The 16341-nt window shown below is 58.6% G+C and carries 16 protein-coding genes; 4 read left to right on the forward strand and 12 right to left on the reverse strand.

Annotated features, from left to right (window positions below; translation table 11 throughout):
* Positions 1-7: 7 nt before the first annotated feature.
* On the reverse strand, positions 8-817 hold the full coding sequence (locus tag ACOTX7_RS02430) for an SDR family oxidoreductase (protein ID WP_006809829.1): 810 nt from the start codon (positions 815-817) through the stop codon (positions 8-10).
* Positions 798-1430, reverse strand: coding sequence for a multifunctional acyl-CoA thioesterase I/protease I/lysophospholipase L1 (gene tesA, locus ACOTX7_RS02435; protein WP_221257005.1), 633 nt, complete (start codon positions 1428-1430; stop codon positions 798-800). The genes ACOTX7_RS02430 and tesA overlap by 20 nt, the downstream gene beginning before the upstream one ends.
* Here tesA and ybbA point away from each other — a divergent pair.
* From ybbA to ACOTX7_RS02450, 3 genes are all read left to right on the forward strand, one after another.
* On the forward strand, positions 1401-2087 hold the full coding sequence (gene ybbA / locus ACOTX7_RS02440; RefSeq protein ID WP_006809828.1) for a putative ABC transporter ATP-binding protein YbbA: 687 nt from the start codon (positions 1401-1403) through the stop codon (positions 2085-2087). The two genes, tesA and ybbA, sit on opposite strands and share 30 nt — an antisense overlap.
* The gene (gene ybbP, locus ACOTX7_RS02445) at positions 2084-4498 is read left to right on the forward strand and encodes a putative ABC transporter permease subunit YbbP (protein WP_221257006.1); all 2415 of its coding nucleotides are present in this window, start codon (positions 2084-2086) and stop codon (positions 4496-4498) included. The genes ybbA and ybbP overlap by 4 nt, the downstream gene beginning before the upstream one ends.
* 182 nt (positions 4499-4680) lie before the next feature.
* A complete protein-coding gene (locus ACOTX7_RS02450) occupies positions 4681-5826 on the forward strand; it encodes a porin (RefSeq protein ID WP_000155505.1) in 1146 nt (381 codons plus the stop codon).
* A gap of 91 nt (positions 5827-5917) precedes the next feature.
* Here ACOTX7_RS02450 and mnmH read toward each other — a convergent pair whose 3' ends face one another.
* From mnmH to ppiB, 5 genes are all read right to left on the reverse strand, one after another.
* Positions 5918-6988, reverse strand: a complete 1071-nt coding sequence (mnmH, locus tag ACOTX7_RS02455) for a tRNA 2-selenouridine(34) synthase MnmH (RefSeq protein WP_221813013.1) — start codon at positions 6986-6988, stop codon at positions 5918-5920.
* Between the two features lie 83 nt (positions 6989-7071).
* Complete coding sequence (purK, locus tag ACOTX7_RS02460) at positions 7072-8139, reverse strand: 5-(carboxyamino)imidazole ribonucleotide synthase (protein WP_047355325.1); 1068 nt, start codon at positions 8137-8139, stop codon at positions 7072-7074.
* Positions 8136-8645, reverse strand: coding sequence for a 5-(carboxyamino)imidazole ribonucleotide mutase (gene purE, locus ACOTX7_RS02465; RefSeq protein WP_221257008.1), 510 nt, complete (start codon positions 8643-8645; stop codon positions 8136-8138). Before purE ends, purK begins: the two co-directional genes overlap by 4 nt.
* A gap of 119 nt (positions 8646-8764) precedes the next feature.
* Positions 8765-9487 (reverse strand): UDP-2,3-diacylglucosamine diphosphatase, encoded by a 723-nt coding sequence (gene lpxH, locus ACOTX7_RS02470; RefSeq protein WP_221257009.1) that lies wholly within the window; start codon positions 9485-9487, stop codon positions 8765-8767.
* Positions 9488-9490: 3 nt separating this feature from the next.
* Positions 9491-9985 (reverse strand): peptidylprolyl isomerase B, encoded by a 495-nt coding sequence (gene ppiB / locus ACOTX7_RS02475; RefSeq protein WP_000256009.1) that lies wholly within the window; start codon positions 9983-9985, stop codon positions 9491-9493.
* Positions 9986-10160: 175 nt separating this feature from the next.
* On the opposite strand from ppiB, the gene cysS reads away from it, so the two are divergent.
* Positions 10161-11546: a cysteine--tRNA ligase gene (gene cysS, locus ACOTX7_RS02480; protein WP_221257010.1), complete on the forward strand. Its 1386-nt coding sequence runs from the start codon at positions 10161-10163 to the stop codon at positions 11544-11546.
* Between the two features lie 86 nt (positions 11547-11632).
* Here cysS and ACOTX7_RS02485 read toward each other — a convergent pair whose 3' ends face one another.
* The 5 genes from ACOTX7_RS02485 to folD all read right to left on the reverse strand — a co-directional run bounded on the left by ACOTX7_RS02485 (position 11633) and on the right by folD (position 16197).
* Positions 11633-12157: a metal-dependent hydrolase gene (locus ACOTX7_RS02485; RefSeq protein WP_221813015.1), complete on the reverse strand. Its 525-nt coding sequence runs from the start codon at positions 12155-12157 to the stop codon at positions 11633-11635.
* A 73-nt stretch (positions 12158-12230) separates the two neighbouring features.
* Positions 12231-13247, reverse strand: coding sequence for a Mal regulon transcriptional regulator MalI (gene malI, locus ACOTX7_RS02490; protein ID WP_221257012.1), 1017 nt, complete (start codon positions 13245-13247; stop codon positions 12231-12233).
* Between the two features lie 83 nt (positions 13248-13330).
* The gene (locus tag ACOTX7_RS02495; RefSeq protein ID WP_039273257.1) at positions 13331-14830 is read right to left on the reverse strand and encodes a PTS transporter subunit EIIC; all 1500 of its coding nucleotides are present in this window, start codon (positions 14828-14830) and stop codon (positions 13331-13333) included.
* 285 nt (positions 14831-15115) lie between these two features.
* A complete protein-coding gene (gene ybcJ / locus ACOTX7_RS02500) occupies positions 15116-15328 on the reverse strand; it encodes a ribosome-associated protein YbcJ (protein ID WP_221257013.1) in 213 nt (70 codons plus the stop codon).
* Between the two features lie 2 nt (positions 15329-15330).
* Positions 15331-16197: a bifunctional methylenetetrahydrofolate dehydrogenase/methenyltetrahydrofolate cyclohydrolase FolD gene (gene folD, locus ACOTX7_RS02505; protein WP_006809817.1), complete on the reverse strand. Its 867-nt coding sequence runs from the start codon at positions 16195-16197 to the stop codon at positions 15331-15333.
* Positions 16198-16341: the final 144 nt, after the last annotated feature.

Below are 16341 nucleotides of genomic sequence, written 5' to 3' on the forward strand. Positions count from 1 at the left end.
CTTCAACTCAACCCTGCAAAATTTTGTCCATCATCCGCCCCGGCAGCAGGCGTTTCAACCAGCCGACGGCATGGGTCACCAGCGTGACCGGATAGCGCATTTTAGGGGTATCGCTCTCAAACGCGTGGCGCACTTTGGCAACGACGGCTTCTGGGCCAAGCGTAAAACGCGCCGCTATTCCGGGGTTTTCGACCGGTTTGTCCGCCTGCGTCTGGTTAACGTTTTCCGTAAAGCGGGTGCGAATGGGACCCGGCTCAATCAGGCTGACCTTAATACCGCTGTGGCGCAGCTCCATGCGCAACGCATCGGACCAGGCTTCAAGCGCATATTTACTGGCGGCGTAAGCCCCGCGGCCCGGCGTGGAGATCAGGCCCATGACCGAGGAGGTCATCACGATGCGCCCTTCGCCGTGCGGCAGCATGGCCGGGAGAAGGCGCATGGTAAGCTGATGCGCACCGAAAAAGTTTGCGGAGAACTGCTGCTCCAGCTGTTCCCGTGAGAGGGTCTGAAGCGGGCCGTACACGCCGTAGCCCGCGTTGTTGAACAGACCGTAAAGACGGTTGTTGGTCAGGGCGATGACCTCATCGGCGGCCTGCTCCACGCTCTCTGGCGAATCGAGATCCAGCAGTATGCCGGTAAATCCCAGCCCTCTCATGCGTTCAACATCCTCGGGTTTGCGGCAGGCTGCCAGCACCCAAAACCCCTGACGCTTCAGTTCAAGGGCGCTTTCAAGGCCAATTCCGCTGGAACATCCTGTTATTAAGACCGATTTTTGCATAACTTTACCTGTCAGGTTCTCAGCTGTTTGACGAGTCATGTTTTACTAAAGGAGCCAGCCGGGTTGCCATCCAGTCGGCAATGAACGGCTGGGCATCGCGATTGGGGTGAATGCCATCATCCTGCATCCACTGGGGTTTCAGATAGACCTCTTCCATGAAAAATGGCAGCAGCGGAATATCAAACTCTTTGGCAAGCTTAGGATAGATCGCGCTAAACGCCTCATTATACCGACGGCCGTAGTTAGCGGGCAGGCGAATTTGCATCAGCAGCGGCTGGGCGTTGGCGGCCTTAATGGTCTGCAAAATGGTCCGCAGCGTTTGCTCTGTTTGCTGAGGCTGGAAGCCGCGCAAACCATCATTGCCGCCGAGTTCGACCAGCACCCAACGCGGTTGATGCTGCTTAAGCAGGGCAGGCAGGCGCGACAGGCCTTGCTGCGACGTATCGCCGCTGATACTGCCGTTAACGACAGTCGTCCGGGACTGCCATTTATCATTGAGCAGGGCGGGCCAGGCCGCACTGGCGGCCATACGATAGCCCGCGCTCAGGCTGTCACCCAGAATCAATAACGTGTCCGCAGCCGCCGCGCGGAAGGTCATCAGTATCAAAAACAGGAAGGGCAAATGCCAGCGGAAAACATTGTTGAAGTTCATCGTCTTAAGAAGTCCGTCGGTCAGGGAGAACACGAGCTTTCCATCCTCACCGGAGTTGAACTCGTTGTCAAACGTGCCGAAACCATCGCCCTGATTGGCGAATCCGGTTCCGGTAAGTCCACGCTGCTGGCTATTCTCGCCGGTCTGGACGATGGCAGCAGTGGCGAAGTGAACCTGGTCGGCCAGCCTCTCCACGCGCTTGATGAAGAGGCCCGCGCCGCGCTGCGTGCCCGGCATATCGGGTTTGTCTTTCAGTCCTTCATGCTGATCCCGACGCTGAACGCGCTGGAAAACGTTGAACTACCCGGCCTGCTGCGCGGTGAAAATACCCGTGAAAGCCGCGATCACGCGAAGGCCTTACTGGAACAGCTGGGGCTGGGGAAACGCCTGGACCATCTTCCGGCACAGCTCTCCGGCGGTGAGCAGCAGCGCGTGGCGCTGGCCCGGGCGTTTAACGGACGGCCGGAAGTGCTGTTTGCCGATGAACCAACGGGCAATCTCGACCGTAAAACCGGGGACAAAATTGCCGATCTGCTGTTTTCCCTCAACCGTGAGCACGGCACGACGCTGATTCTGGTCACCCACGATCCCCAGCTGGCTGCACGCTGCGACCGTCGCCTGCGGCTGGTCAACGGTGTTCTTCAGGAGGAAGCATGATTACCCGCTGGTTCTGGCGCGAATGGCGCTCGCCTTCGCTGCTGATTGTCTGGCTGGCGTTGAGCCTGGCGGTGGCCTGCGTGCTGGCGCTCGGCAGCGTCAGCGATCGTATGGAAAAGGGGCTAAGCCAGCAGAGCCGGGAATTTATGGCGGGGGATCGAACCCTGCAAAGTTCTCGCCCGGTGCCGCCGGGCTGGATTGAGGCAGCGCGCAAAGAGGGGCTGAAGGTGGGGGAGCAGATCACCTTCCAGACCATGACCTTCGCGGGCGATACGCCGCAGCTCGCCAGCGTGAAAGCCGTAGATGACATCTACCCGATGTACGGTGACTTACAAACCAGCCCGCCGGGGCTTAAACCGACGCCCGGCACGGTGCTGCTGGCATCGCGCCTGATGGCGCTGCTGAACCTGAAACCCGGCGACAGTATTGACGTGGGCGACGCGACGCTGAAAATCGCCGGGGAGGTGGTGCAGGAGCCTGACTCCGGCTTTAACCCGTTCCAGCTTGCGCCGCGCCTGCTGATGAACACCGCCGACGTGGCGAAAACCAGTGCCGTCCAACCGGGCAGCCGTGTCACCTGGCGCTATAAGTTTGGCGGAACGCCTGCCCAACTGGAGGCGTATGAAAAATGGCTTCTGCCGCAGCTCAAGCCGGAGCACCGCTGGTACGGGCTGGAGCAGGACGAGGGGGCACTCGGCAAATCCCTCGAACGTTCTCAGCAGTTCCTGCTGCTGTCGGCGCTGTTAACCCTGTTGCTGGCTATTGCGGCGGTGGCCGTGGCGATGGGGCACTACTGCCGCAGCCGCTACGATCTGGTGGCGATCCTTAAAACCCTCGGCGCGGGCCGGGCGCAGCTGCGCAGGCTGATTGTCGGCCAGTGGCTGATGGTGCTGGCGCTGTCGGCTATTACCGGCGGGGCGATAGGGCTGCTGTTTGAAAAGCTGCTGATGGTGCTGCTGAAACCGGTGCTTCCGGCTGCATTGCCCCCGGCAAGCCTCTGGCCGTGGCTGTGGGCCATTGGCGCGATGACGACGATCTCCCTGCTGGTGGGGTTACGCCCGTACCGGCTGCTGCTCGCCACCCAGCCGTTGCGCGTTCTGCGCCGCGATGTGGTGGCCAACGTCTGGCCGCTGAAGGTTTACCTGCCGGTGATTATTGCGGTGGCGGTCGCGCTGCTGGCCTGGCTGATGGGCGGCAGTACGCTTCTTTGGGCGGTACTGGCAGGCGCGGTGGTGCTGGCGCTGCTGTGCGGCGCGCTGGGCTGGCTGTTGCTCAGTCTGCTTAAAAAGCTGACGGTGAAATCACTCCCGGTGCGGCTGGCGGTGAACCGTCTGCTGCATCAGCCGTGGTCCACCCTCAGCCAGCTCTCGGCATTTTCGCTGTCGTTTATGCTGCTGGCGCTTCTGCTGGTGCTTCGCGGGGATCTGCTGGATCGCTGGCAGCAGCAGCTTCCGCCGGAAAGCCCGAACTATTTCCTGATCAACATTGCCCCCGAACAGGTGACGCCGCTGAAGGGCTTCCTGTCGGAGCATCACATTATCCCCGAGTCGTTCTATCCGATCGTGCGGGCGCGTCTGACGCAGATCAACGGCCAGTCGACGGAGGGCAATAAGGATGAATCGCTTAACCGCGAGCTGAACCTGACCTGGCAGGAGAAACGTCCGGACCATAACCCGATCGTTGCCGGCACCTGGCCGCCGAAAGCGGGGGAGGTGTCGATGGAAGAGGGGCTGGCGACGCGCCTGAACGTGAAGCTGGGAGACAGCGTCACCTTCACCGGCGATACCCAGGATTTCACCGCCAAAGTCACCAGCCTGCGTAAAGTGGACTGGGAAAGCCTGCGGCCAAACTTCTTCTTCATCTTCCCGCCGGGCGCGCTGGACGGACAGCCCCAGAGCTGGCTGACCAGCTTCCGCTGGGAAAACGGCAACGTCATGCTGACCCAGCTTAACCGGGAGTTCCCGACGGTGAGCCTGCTGGATATCGGCGCGATCCTCAAACAGGTCGGGCTGGTGCTGGAGCAGGTGAGCCGTGCGCTGGAGGTGATGGTGGTGCTGGTGACAATCTGCGGTGTGCTGTTGCTGTTGGCGCAGGTGCAGGTGGGCATGCGTCAGCGTCATCAGGAGCTGATGGTCTACCGCACGCTGGGGGCCAGTAAACGGCTGCTGCGCGCCACGCTGTGGAGCGAATTTGCCCTGCTCGGGCTGGTAGCGGGCCTCGTGGCGGCCATCGGGGCGGAAACCGCGCTGGCGGTACTCCAGAGCAAAGTCTTCGACTTCCCGTGGGAGCCTGACTGGCGGCTGTGGGTAACGCTGCCCATCTGCGGCGCCGTGCTGCTGTCCCTGTGCGGCGGCTGGCTCGGAACCCGGCTGTTGAAAGGTAAAGCGCTGTTCCGCCAGTTTGTCAGCTAATTTACTGACGTGATGATGACGCACCGGCATTTCTGCTGGTGCGTCGTCGCTTAACGGCACAAATCGTTAATGCCCCTGCATTTAGTAGCACAAAACATTAAAAACCCGCCCACACAGCCCGAATTTTTCCGGTTAATATTCACCAGCTAAATATTTAGCAGCGTGTCTATCAAGGAAAAAGAATGACTATAAGAAAAACAGCGCTGGCGACAACGATCGGCGCAGCAGTGGCATTGGCTTCTTTCGCTTCGCAGGCGGAAATCACCCTTCTGAAACAAGATCCGCAGGCGGGTAACCCGCTGAGCCGCCTGAACTTTACCGTTGGCGGCAGCATCCGTCCTCAGTTCCAGAACATGACCGGTGATGACGGCAAAAACGGCTACAAGCGTAACGGCTTTGACGGCGGTACCCGCTTCCGTTTCGCGGCAGACTACTACCTGTTCGATGACATCAGCTGGATCACCTACTACGAGCTGGGTGTGAACATTCCGGCGCAGTTTAACTGGGATAACCACTATGCCGACGGCGCGCACGACACCTCACGTCGTATGCTCTACACCGGCCTGAAGAGCGACACCTGGGGTACGCTGACCTTCGGTCAACAGAACAGCGTGTACTATGATGTGGTGGGCGCGAAAACCGATATCTGGGACTACGACATGATTGGTCAGGCGCCGGGTAACGGGATCAACGGCGACTACGACGGTTCTTACCGTTCACGCCAGATGCTGAAGTACAAGAAAACCGTGGGCGATGCCGACATCTACGCCTCTTACCTGTTTGAAGACAGCGAATACCTGCCGGGCAACGGCCTGCGTTACAAGCGTAAAGGCGGCGGCTCGCTGGGTATTGATTACCATCTGACCACCGACCTGACCTGGGGCGCCGCGTGGAACTACACTCGCGCGGACATGCGTAACCCGGACAACGGCGACAGCAAATCTTACGACCAGAACATCCTCGGTACTGCGCTGAGCTGGACGCCGGATAACTGGACCTTCTCCGCGGGCGGCGGCTGGTATCAGAACTTCATGACCACCAAAAAAGTGTCTGTTAACGACTACTTCGCCGGTGATGCATGGGGTATTGAATACTTTGCCGGGTACAAGTTCCCGGTGGGTCAGTATGCGGTGAAATCCATCCAGCCTTACTTCATGGGTGACCGCATCGAGTACGTGAATGGCCGTAACTACCAGCGTATCGACAACGGCGTGGGTATCAGCTTCCAGCTGGACTACGGTTTCCGTGTGGATTACGAACACGTGTTCACTTCCAGCACCGACAACCTGGGCGACATGAACCTGGTGCGTCTGCGTTACGACTTCTAACCCTCACCCTAACCCTCTCCCTGAAAGGGAGAGGGAACAGACGGGTAGAACATGTAGGCCGGGTAAGGCGTAGCCGCCACCCGGCTTTCTTTTAGCGATTAAGCCAGTCAGCGATCTCGCCATACGTTCCGCGATAGACAATCTTCTCCGCTTTTTTATCCAGCTGATAGCTGTACATCGGGTCGTAATAGTCCTTCAGCAGCGGCGCAAGCCAGCTGTAGTGTGCGTCAGTGCAGCCTGTTCGCTGTTGCGCGACGAGCGCGGCGTCCAGCAGGGCGGTAAATTCCGCGAAGCGTTGCAGCCCCAGACGGCGACGAATGGCGAACAGGCCGTGGTGCAGGTATTCGCTGTACGCTTTCCAGCCCGCTTCCTCGCCGTAGGCAGCAGAAAAATCGGCCCACATGTGGTCAAAATACTCTTCGCGCAGGCGCTCCAGGCGGATCTCAAACGGATCTTCGACCACCACGATAGGGGCGTCAGCCATGCGGTCGCGCAGGCACTCCGGCAGGTGGTTAGAGCCAATCATCCGGCCCTCATCCTCCAGTACCCAGCGCGTGGCATCTTTTTTCAATAGCTCAACCGCAAGGTGATTCTCGAAGCTCGCCTGAGAAAGCTGCGGGGTGAGCGTGCGGCCAAACGACGAGCCGCGATGGTGCGCCAGCCCTTCCAGATCAATGCCCTGTACGTGCTGTTTCACCAGCAGCGTTTTACCGTTGCCGGTACAGCCGCCGATAAGCACCATCGGTTTCTGTGACTGCTCAACGGTCACCTGAATCGCCGTCTGGCGCAGGGCCTTATAGCCGCCGCGGATCAGCGGGTAATCGACACCCGCCGCTTTCAGCCAGGCCTGGGAGATGTGTGAGCGCTGACCGCCGCGCGCGCAGCAGAGATAGCCCTCAGGATGGGTCAGGCAGGCTTCGCGCCAGGCGTTGATGCGCGCCTCTCGCGTCTCGCCGTTCACCAGGCGATGGCCGAGCGTCAGTGCGGCTTCGGGTCCCTCGCGTTTATAGCAGGTGCCGACGGCGGCACGCTCGTCGTCGTTCATCAAGGGCAGGTTGAGTGCGGCGGGCATCGCACCCTGGGCAAATTCGATCGGCGCGCGAACGTCGATTATTGGGGTATCGGACGCGAGGATCGCGCGATAGTCCGTTCCATCGTTCATGATGATTCCAGAAGAAAACTGAGCAGCAATGGGCGGGGATTGTACGCCGGGGAAGGGGAAGGTCAACTCCCCGGCGGGGATACTTACTTCAGTTTTGACTGCGCCCAGACAATGCCGCTTGCATAGTCTGGCGGCAGCAGGGGAACAATCGCTTCCAGCGTGGCGCTCAGGCGATCCGTGTCGGTATCGTTCAGGTTAAGGTGGCCCACTTTACGACCCGGGCGGACCTCTTTGTCGTACCAGTGCAGGTGCACCAGCGGCAGCTTCAGCCAGTTGTAGTTCAGATCGGTGCCGATCAGGTTGATCATCACCGACGGGCTGGTCACCACCGGCTGCGGCAGCGGCAGGTCAGTAATGGCGCGCAGATGCAGCTCGAACTGGCTGATGGAGGCACCGTTTTGCGTCCAGTGGCCGCTATTGTGCACGCGCGGCGCCAGCTCGTTGATAAGCAGGCCCGACGGCGTGACGAAGCACTCCATCGCCATCACGCCTACGTAGCCCAGCTCGTGCATGATGGCAGAAAGCATCTCTTCCGCCTGCGCCTGCTGGTCGGCATTGGCCTGCGGAAAGACGACGCTGGTGCGCAGAATGCCGTCCTGATGCAGGTTATGCGTCAGGGGGTAGAACACCGTGCGGCCATCGTGCCCGCGTGCGCCCACCAGCGACACTTCACCGCTGAAGTTAATGCCCTGCTCGACGATGCACTCGCCGTAGCAGTCGTCCGGCAGTTCGGCGGTGTCGTGCGCGCGCAGGCGCCACTGGCCGCGACCGTCGTAGCCACCCACGCGACGCTTCACGATCGCCAGTTCGCCCAGCATCGCGAACACGTCGTTCCACTCGCTTTTGTCAGACAACAGCTGCCACGGCGCGGTCGCAAGACCGAGCTTATCGAAAAGCTGTTTTTGCGTGAGACGGTCGGCGATGATCGGGAATACGTCGCGGTTCACAAAGGCGTTATGGCGCGCCAGTTCGCGGGTCAGGGCGGTTTCCGGCCAGCGTTCAATTTCGGCGGTGATCACGCTCTGATGGAACGGCACCGCTTCCGGCTCGGCATCCAGCCCGACGGGCCAGACGGCAATACCCAGCGGCTCACCGGCCTGACGCAGCATGCGGCCAAGCTGACCATTACCGAGAACGCAAACCTGCTTCATGCTGCACCCCGCGGATCCGGGTTATCCAGCACCTCGTCGGTCTGGGCTTTACGCCACTCAGCCAGACGCTGATGTAAGTCTTTATCATGCGTCGCCAGGATCTGCGCGGCCAGCAGGGCGGCATTTGCAGCACCCGCTTTACCAATCGCCAGCGTACCGACAGGAATGCCGCGCGGCATCTGGACGATAGAGTAAAGGCTATCCACCCCGCTTAACGCGGCGCTTTGTACTGGAACACCCAGTACCGGCACCAGCGTTTTGGCGGCAATCATGCCCGGCAGATGTGCTGCGCCGCCCGCACCAGCAATGATCACCTCGTAACCGTTCACTTCGGCGCTTTCGGCGAAGCTGAACAGTTTATCCGGCGTACGGTGCGCGGAAACCACTTCAACATGGTGCGGAACATTCAGGATTTCAAAGATTTCGGCGGCGAACTGCATGGTAGCCCAGTCGCTTTTGGACCCCATCACGATGGCGACACGCGCCGGATTATTGCGGGAAGACATGCGTCTTAAAACTCCTGTGGTGCGGAACACACTGCTTTCGAGGGCACAGAGAATAGCATGTAATACCGGCAAGGAAAACGGTTGCGTTGTCGAGAAATGGGCGAAAAAACGGGGAGAGGTTAAAACGGGAAGGCGATCAGTTCCACACCTTCCGGCGTGACTTTCACCATCGATCCTTCCCTGTGCCAGGCGCCTAAAACGACGCGATGGGCCGGTTCACCGTTGGCGATAAGGGAATGCACATCGGGACGATGGGTATGGCCGTGGATCAGCCACTGAACGCGATGCTTTTCCATTACGTTCACCACCGCCTGCGGGTTGACGTCCATAATGGTCATCGATTTGCTGCTGTTGGCGGCTTTGCTGCCCGCGCGCATTCTGGCGGCGATGCGGTTGCGGATAAACAGCGGCAGGGCGAGGAACATTTTCTGGATCCACGGGGTGTGGACTTTGGCGCGAAACGCCAGGTAGCCGGTATCGTCGGTGCAGAGCGTATCGCCGTGCATGATCAGAATATTGCGGCCATAGAGGTCGAGCACCTGCTCTTCCGGCAGCAGCGTCATGCCGCTCTCGCGGGCGTAGCGCTGGCCAATCAGGAAATCACGGTTGCCGTGAATGAAATAGCAGGGGACGCCGGAATCCACCAGTGCTTTAATGGCCGCAGCCATGTCACGGTGCAGCGGGTTCGGGTCGTCGTCGCCAATCCAGGCCTCAAACAGGTCGCCCAGAATGTACAGCGCATCGGCGCTTTTCGCTTCACCGTGTAAAAAACGCAGAAAACCGGCGGTGATCGCCGGTTCTTCTGTTTGCAGATGCAGATCCGCAATAAAGAGTGTCGCCACCAATTACTCGCTGACGGTCACGCTTGTGATCACAACGTCTTCTTTAGGAACGTCCTGGTGCATACCGCTGCGGCCAGTAGAAACGGCTTTGATCTTGTCGACCACGTCCATTCCTTCAACCACTTCTGCGAATACGCAGTAGCCCCAGCCTTGCAGGCTTTCGCCAGAGAAGTTCAGGAAGTCGTTGTCCGCTACGTTGATGAAGAACTGTGCGGTTGCAGAGTGTGGCGCCTGAGTACGGGCCATTGCCAGCGTACCACGGGTGTTTTTCAGGCCGTTGTTCGCTTCGTTTTTGATCGCTTCTTTCGTCTCTTTCTGGCGCATGCCAGGCTCGAAACCGCCGCCCTGGATCATAAAGCCGTTGATCACACGGTGGAAAATAGTGTTGTTGTAGAAACCTTCGCGGCAGTAGTCCAGGAAGTTTTTAACTGTTTCAGGCGCTTTGTCATCAAAGGTTTTGATTACGATATCGCCATGATTAGTGTGGAAAGTAACCATTTTTGCATCCTGTTCCGTTATTGTGGTGCGTCGACCCGTGCTCGGGTCACATATAGGGGCTTGTTATAGCATAACCACAGGACACGATCACCTTGCATTGTGTGCTGACCATACTCCGAATTATGGGTATTATAAGGAACAAACAATCCACACACGTGTTTACATGGAATCTTCGATGTTAAAAATCTTTAATACAATGACGCGCCAAAAAGAGGAATTTAAACCTATCCATGCCGGGGAAGTTGGCATGTACGTGTGTGGTATTACGGTTTACGATCTCTGTCATATCGGCCATGGCCGTACCTTTGTCGCGTTCGACGTGGTGTCACGCTACCTGCGCTTCCTGGGTTATAACCTGAAGTACGTGCGCAACATTACCGACATTGACGACAAAATCATTAAACGTGCTAATGAAAATGGCGAAAGCTTTGTCGCGCTGGTGGATCGCATGATCGCGGAAATGCACAAAGATTTTGATGCCCTGAATATTCTGCGCCCGGACAGCGAGCCGCGCGCGACCCATCACATTCATGAAATCATCGAGATCACCGAAAAGCTGATCGAACGCGGTCACGCCTATGTGGCGGACAACGGCGACGTGATGTTCTCGGTGCCGACGGACCCCACCTACGGTGCGCTTTCCCGCCAGGATCTGGACCAGCTCCAGGCCGGTGCGCGCGTGGACGTGGTGGACGTGAAGCGTAATCCGATGGACTTCGTGCTGTGGAAGATGTCCAAAGCGGGCGAACCAAGCTGGCCATCCCCGTGGGGCGAAGGGCGTCCGGGCTGGCACATTGAATGTTCTGCGATGAACTGCAAACAGCTGGGCAACCATTTCGACATTCACGGCGGCGGGTCGGATCTGATGTTCCCGCACCACGAAAACGAAATCGCACAGTCTACCTGCGCCCACGGCGGCGAGTACGTGAACTACTGGATGCACTCCGGGATGGTGATGGTGGACCGCGAGAAGATGTCGAAATCGCTGGGCAACTTCTTCACCGTGCGCGATGTGCTGAAGTATTACGACGCGGAAACCGTGCGCTACTTCCTGATGTCTGGTCACTATCGCAGCCAGCTGAACTACAGCGAAGAGAACCTGAAGCAGGCGCGCGCTGCGCTGGAGCGTCTGTATACCGCACTGCGCGGCACCGACAGGTCTGTTCCGGCCGCAGGCGGCGAGGCGTTCGAAGCCCGCTTTGTTGATGTCATGAACGACGACTTCAACACCCCGGAAGCCTACTCCGTGCTGTTCGACATGGCGCGTGAGGTGAACCGCCTGAAGTCAGAAGACATGGCGGCGGCGAATGCGCTGGCGTCTCATCTGCGTAAGCTCTCCTCCGTGCTCGGCCTGCTGGAGCAGGAGCCGGACGTGTTCCTGCAAAGCGGTGCGCAGGCGGACGACGGCGAAGTGGCGGAAATTGAAGCACTGATTAAAGCACGTCTGGAAGCGCGTCAGGCGAAAGACTGGGCGGCGGCGGATGCGGCGCGTAACCGTCTGACCGAGATGGGCATTATTCTGGAGGATGGCCCGCAGGGGACCACCTGGCGTCGTAAGTAAGTCCGTAACGCCCGGTGGCGCTAACGCTTACCGGGCCTACAGGTGAAAGTAGGCCGGGTAAGGCGCAGCCGCCACCCGGCTTTTTTTTACCTTCTCTTCTTCCACCATAATACTCCCATCAGCACCGCCCCCGGCAGCCACACCCACAGCAGTTCTGAAATGATTACCTGATGCCCGTACGGGGTGGTATAGCGCGACAGTGCAAACGGCGCGACCTTAATCACCTGCCACGGTGCAAAGAAACGTTCATCCGACCAGGGCCACAGCCAGCCGACGCCTTTCCCGCCGGTGGTGATCGAATCCAGCAGGCTGTGCGACAGCAGCGACACGGTTAAAAACAGCCAGCAGCGCGTCAGGCTGGCCCGGAACCATCGTCGGCCTGCCAGCACGCAAAGTATCGGCACAACAAAGGCAAACAGCAGCGAATGCGTAAAACCGCGATGGCCGAAAATATTGCCGTAAGCGACACCGAATTTAAACGCCAGTACGTCGGCGTCCGGCAGTATGGCGAGGGCGATCCCGGCAAACAGCAGGCGGGGTGGGATGACTTTGGTTCCGAGCCCTAAGCCCAGACACAGAGGAACGGCAGCGTGAGTGATAACGGTAGGCATTGCATTTATCCATGGCAAATCATGGGAATATAGCAGCAGATCCGCCGCAGCAAACCTGTGCTAAATTCTGATTTTACGCCGATTCCCGCGTAATAAGCTGCCCGGAGAGGGTAATGCGCTGCGTTTGCAGATCCGGCTCTTTCAGCCTGCGGATCATCAGCCCTGCCGCCTGGCGGCCTGTCTCTTCACTGGCAGACGACACGTAAGTCAGCGACGGCGATGTGAGGTTAACGTGAAGCATATCTTCAAAACCAATCAGCGCCACCTGCTGGGTTAAAAACACGTCTTTACCCACCGTGCGCCCCACCTGGTGAATGCCCGAGATCGAACCGAGCATTGCATCCGGTGAATGGCAGAGCAGGGCGGTAATCGTATTGTTCTTCTCCAGCAGCTGGCGAGTCGCCATGGCCGCCGCCTGCGTGTCATCGGTGCAGGCGGGAGAATATTCCTCACGCCAGACCAGCCCGTTTTGCGTCATCGCGCTGCGAAAACCGAGCAGGCGCTGCTCGCGGATACGGCACCCGTCGCGCCCGCCAATGTAGGCGATGTTGCGGTGCCCGCGCTCAATAAAATACCGCGCGGCCAGGTTCGCCGCCTGGCGGTTATCGCGCATCACCAGATTGCATTTCTCTTCCAGCAACGACTGCGAAACCGCCACAAGCGGCAGCGGGCAGTGACGAATGTGTTCCGGGAGAGAGGCGGCGCGGGTGTCCGACGCCAGGTAGATGACGCCCGCCACGCCCTGCTGCTTAAACGAGAGCAGGGTCCGTTCAAGATGTTCGCCGTCGTTCAGCGGCTGACCGAGAAAAACCATATAACCCTGCTTCTCCAGCTCCTGAACGATGCTCGCCATCACTTTAATGGAAAAGCTGTCACTGAAGTCGCGCAGGATCAGGCCGATTAAGTTGGAGGTGTTGGCGCGAAGGTTGGCAGCGGCGACGTTATGAACATAGCCCAGCGTGGTGATGGCGGCATTGACCTTCCCGATCGTCGCCTCTGAGATCTTCCCTTTCTGGCGCAGCACCAGCGAGACGGTAGAGACCGACACGCCCGCATGCTTTGCAACATCAATAATGCTGACTTTCTTCAAAACCGCTCCCTGAAATTTACCGATTATCAGCCAGATAAGAGGCGTCCCCCAGCCTACAGGAGACGCCTCTTTCAGGCATCTTATTATTTGCCAATCATCGTGGACATGGTCTGGGCGATAAACTGTGCTCTGGCCCCGAAAATCACCTGTATACCGTTGTCGCCCACGAACACCACGCCGCGCGCGCCAAGCCCGTTCAGCCCGTCGCGGTCCACCGCATCGCTCTTCGCCACTTCCAGACGCAGGCGGGTGATGCAGGAGCCGACGGAATCAATGTTCTGCGCACCGCCCAGCAGGCCGATGATTTCGGTGGCAAGTTCGGAATCGGACTTGTCATTCGCACTGGCGGTCACTTCAGTACGGCCCGGCGTTTTCACGTCGAAACGGCGGATCACGAAGCGGAAGGTGAAGTAGTAGATCAATGCCATCGGAATGCCGATGATAATGGCGCTCAGGAAGTTGGTCTGATAGCCGTTAAACGACGGCAGGATGCCGAACGACAGGTAGTCGATAAAGCCCGCCGAGAACGATTTGGCGATATGCGCATGCAGCAGGTACATGGTCATGTACGCCAGACCCGCCATGATGGCGTTGAAAACGTAGAGAATCGGCGCCACGAAGATAAAGGTGAACTCCACCGGCTCGGTGATCCCCGTCAGGAAACAGGTTAGCGCCGCAGAGAAGAGAATACCGGCCGCGATTTTCTTATTTTTGGTGTGCGCTTCGTGGTACATCGCCAGACATGCCGCGGGCAGCGCGAACAGCATCAGCGGGAACTCACCCTGCATGAACTTCCCTGCGTTCTGGTAGGTGTCGCTGCTAAAGGATTTTACCCCTTCTTCCAGCATCTTGAACCAGATAGTCTGGTCGCCGTGGATCACCTGGCCTGCCTGGGTGGTGTAATCCCCGAACGAATACCAGAACGACGGATACCAGATGTGGTGCAGGCCGAGCGGGATCAGCGCGCGCTCTACCAGGCCGAAGATAAAGGTCGAGGCCGCCTGGTTGTCGCCGTTTACCACCACGGACAGGGCATCGATCCCGGACTGAATATGCTGCCAGACGTACGGCAGCAGCAGGCCGAGGAGGAACGACAGAAACGCCGTCGCAATCGCCACAAAACGCTTACCGGAGAAGAAGCCGAGGAACTCCGGCAGCTGCATGGTGTGGAAGCGGTTGTAGCACCAGGCCGCAAGAATACCGCAGATCAGGCCGCCAAAGACGCCCATTTGCAGCGTCGGGATGCCGACGACCATAGCGTATTTCCCGCCCTGAGAGGCCATTTCCGGCGTAATGCTCAGCACGGTGCTGATGGTGATGTTGGTGACAAACACCGACACCGCCGCAGAAAGCGCCGCGATACCGGACTCCGACGCCAGACCCACGGCAGAGCCGATGGCAAACAGCATCGGCAGGTTATCAAAAATAACCCCGCCAGCGTTCATCATCAGCGGCAGGTGGAACTTATCGCCGAAGGCCAGCAGCAGGCCCGCAGCGGGAAGCAGTGAAATTGGCAGCATTAAGGCGCGACCAATCATCGATAATTTAGACAGCGATTTAACAAACCCTGATATCAGACTCATGCTGATTTCCCCCGAGTAGCGCTTTTTTTAGCGCTGTTATTGTAAGTAGAACGTTTTAGTAGAACGTTCTACTTATCGTGGGGAAAGTCTGAAAAACGCGCAACTGAAATCTTACCTTTCAACAGATGAAATAGTGATTATTTGAAGTTGATCGATAATTAACCGTGATGGATGTGAGGGGATTGTGAGAGAAATTGCCGGGTGGCGGCTACGCCTTACCCGACCTACAAACGGCGTTCGGACTGTTCCCTCTCCCCTTTGGGGAGAGGGTTACGGTGAGGGGCCTCAGGCCCTCACGGTCACGCTCTGACCTGCATAACTCACGGTCTGACCCGCGACAATTTTGCAGCGCTTGCGGGTTTCCACCGCGCCGTCTACTTTCACCTGCCCATCCGCGATAACGATTTTCGCCTGCGCGCCGCTTTCGCTCCAGCCTTCCAGCTTCAGCAGATCGCACAGCTCAACGTGCGGGTGTTTACCTAAAGAAAAAGTTGCCATGATTACGCGTCCTCTACGTCGTGATACTCCTCGCACGCCTGCAAGGTATTTTGAATCAGTGTTGCTACCGTCATCGGGCCTACGCCGCCCGGGACCGGGGTAATGTAAGACGCGCGCGCCGCGGCATCTTCATACACTACGTCGCCGACCACTTTGCCGTTTTCCAGACGGTTAATCCCCACGTCCACGACAATCGCGCCCTCTTTGATCCACTCGCCCGGAATAAAGCCCGGCTTGCCGACCGCCACGATCAGCAGATCGGCGTTTTCGACGTGGTGACGCAGGTTTTTGGTGAAGCGGTGGGTGACGGTGGTGGTGCAGCCCGCCAGCAACAGCTCCATGCTCATCGGGCGGCCCACGATGTTGGAGGCGCCAATCACCACGGCGTTGAGGCCGTAGGTATCGATGTTATAACGCTCCAGCAGCGTCACGATGCCGCGCGGGGTGCACGGACGCAGGCGCGGCGCGCGCTGGCACAGGCGGCCCACGTTATACGGGTGGAAGCCGTCAACGTCTTTGTCCGGCGCGATGCGCTCCAGCACCTTCACGTTGTCAATGCCCGCAGGCAGTGGCAGCTGAACCAGGATGCCGTCGATCTCTTTATCGGCATTCAGGGTGTCGATCAGTTCCAGCAGTTCTGCTTCGCTGGTGGTTTCCGGCAGATCGTAAGAGCGGGAGACGAACCCCACCTCTTCGCACGCTTTGCGTTTGCTGCCGACATAAATTTGCGAAGCCGGGTTGCTGCCAACCAGCACAACGGCCAGCCCGGGGGCGCGAAATCCGGCGGCTTTACGCGCCTTCACTTTTTCCGCAACCTCAGAGCGCACCTGCTGCGCAATCGTTTTACCGTCAATAATCTTTGCTGCCATCAGAGAGAAGATTCCGTCTGTAACGTTAGAAAGGGGGGATTGCCTGTATTTTGTCAGAAGCGAGCGCCGCTGTCAGTCACCCTTTACGAGATTTCATCGCTGGACTGCAAAACCCCTTCCGGGGGCATGGTCAATTTCTTAGAG

The sequence above is a fragment of the Enterobacter cloacae complex sp. IR5418 genome (assembly GCF_049238105.1).
Classification (GTDB): Bacteria; Pseudomonadota; Gammaproteobacteria; order Enterobacterales; family Enterobacteriaceae; genus Enterobacter; species Enterobacter hormaechei.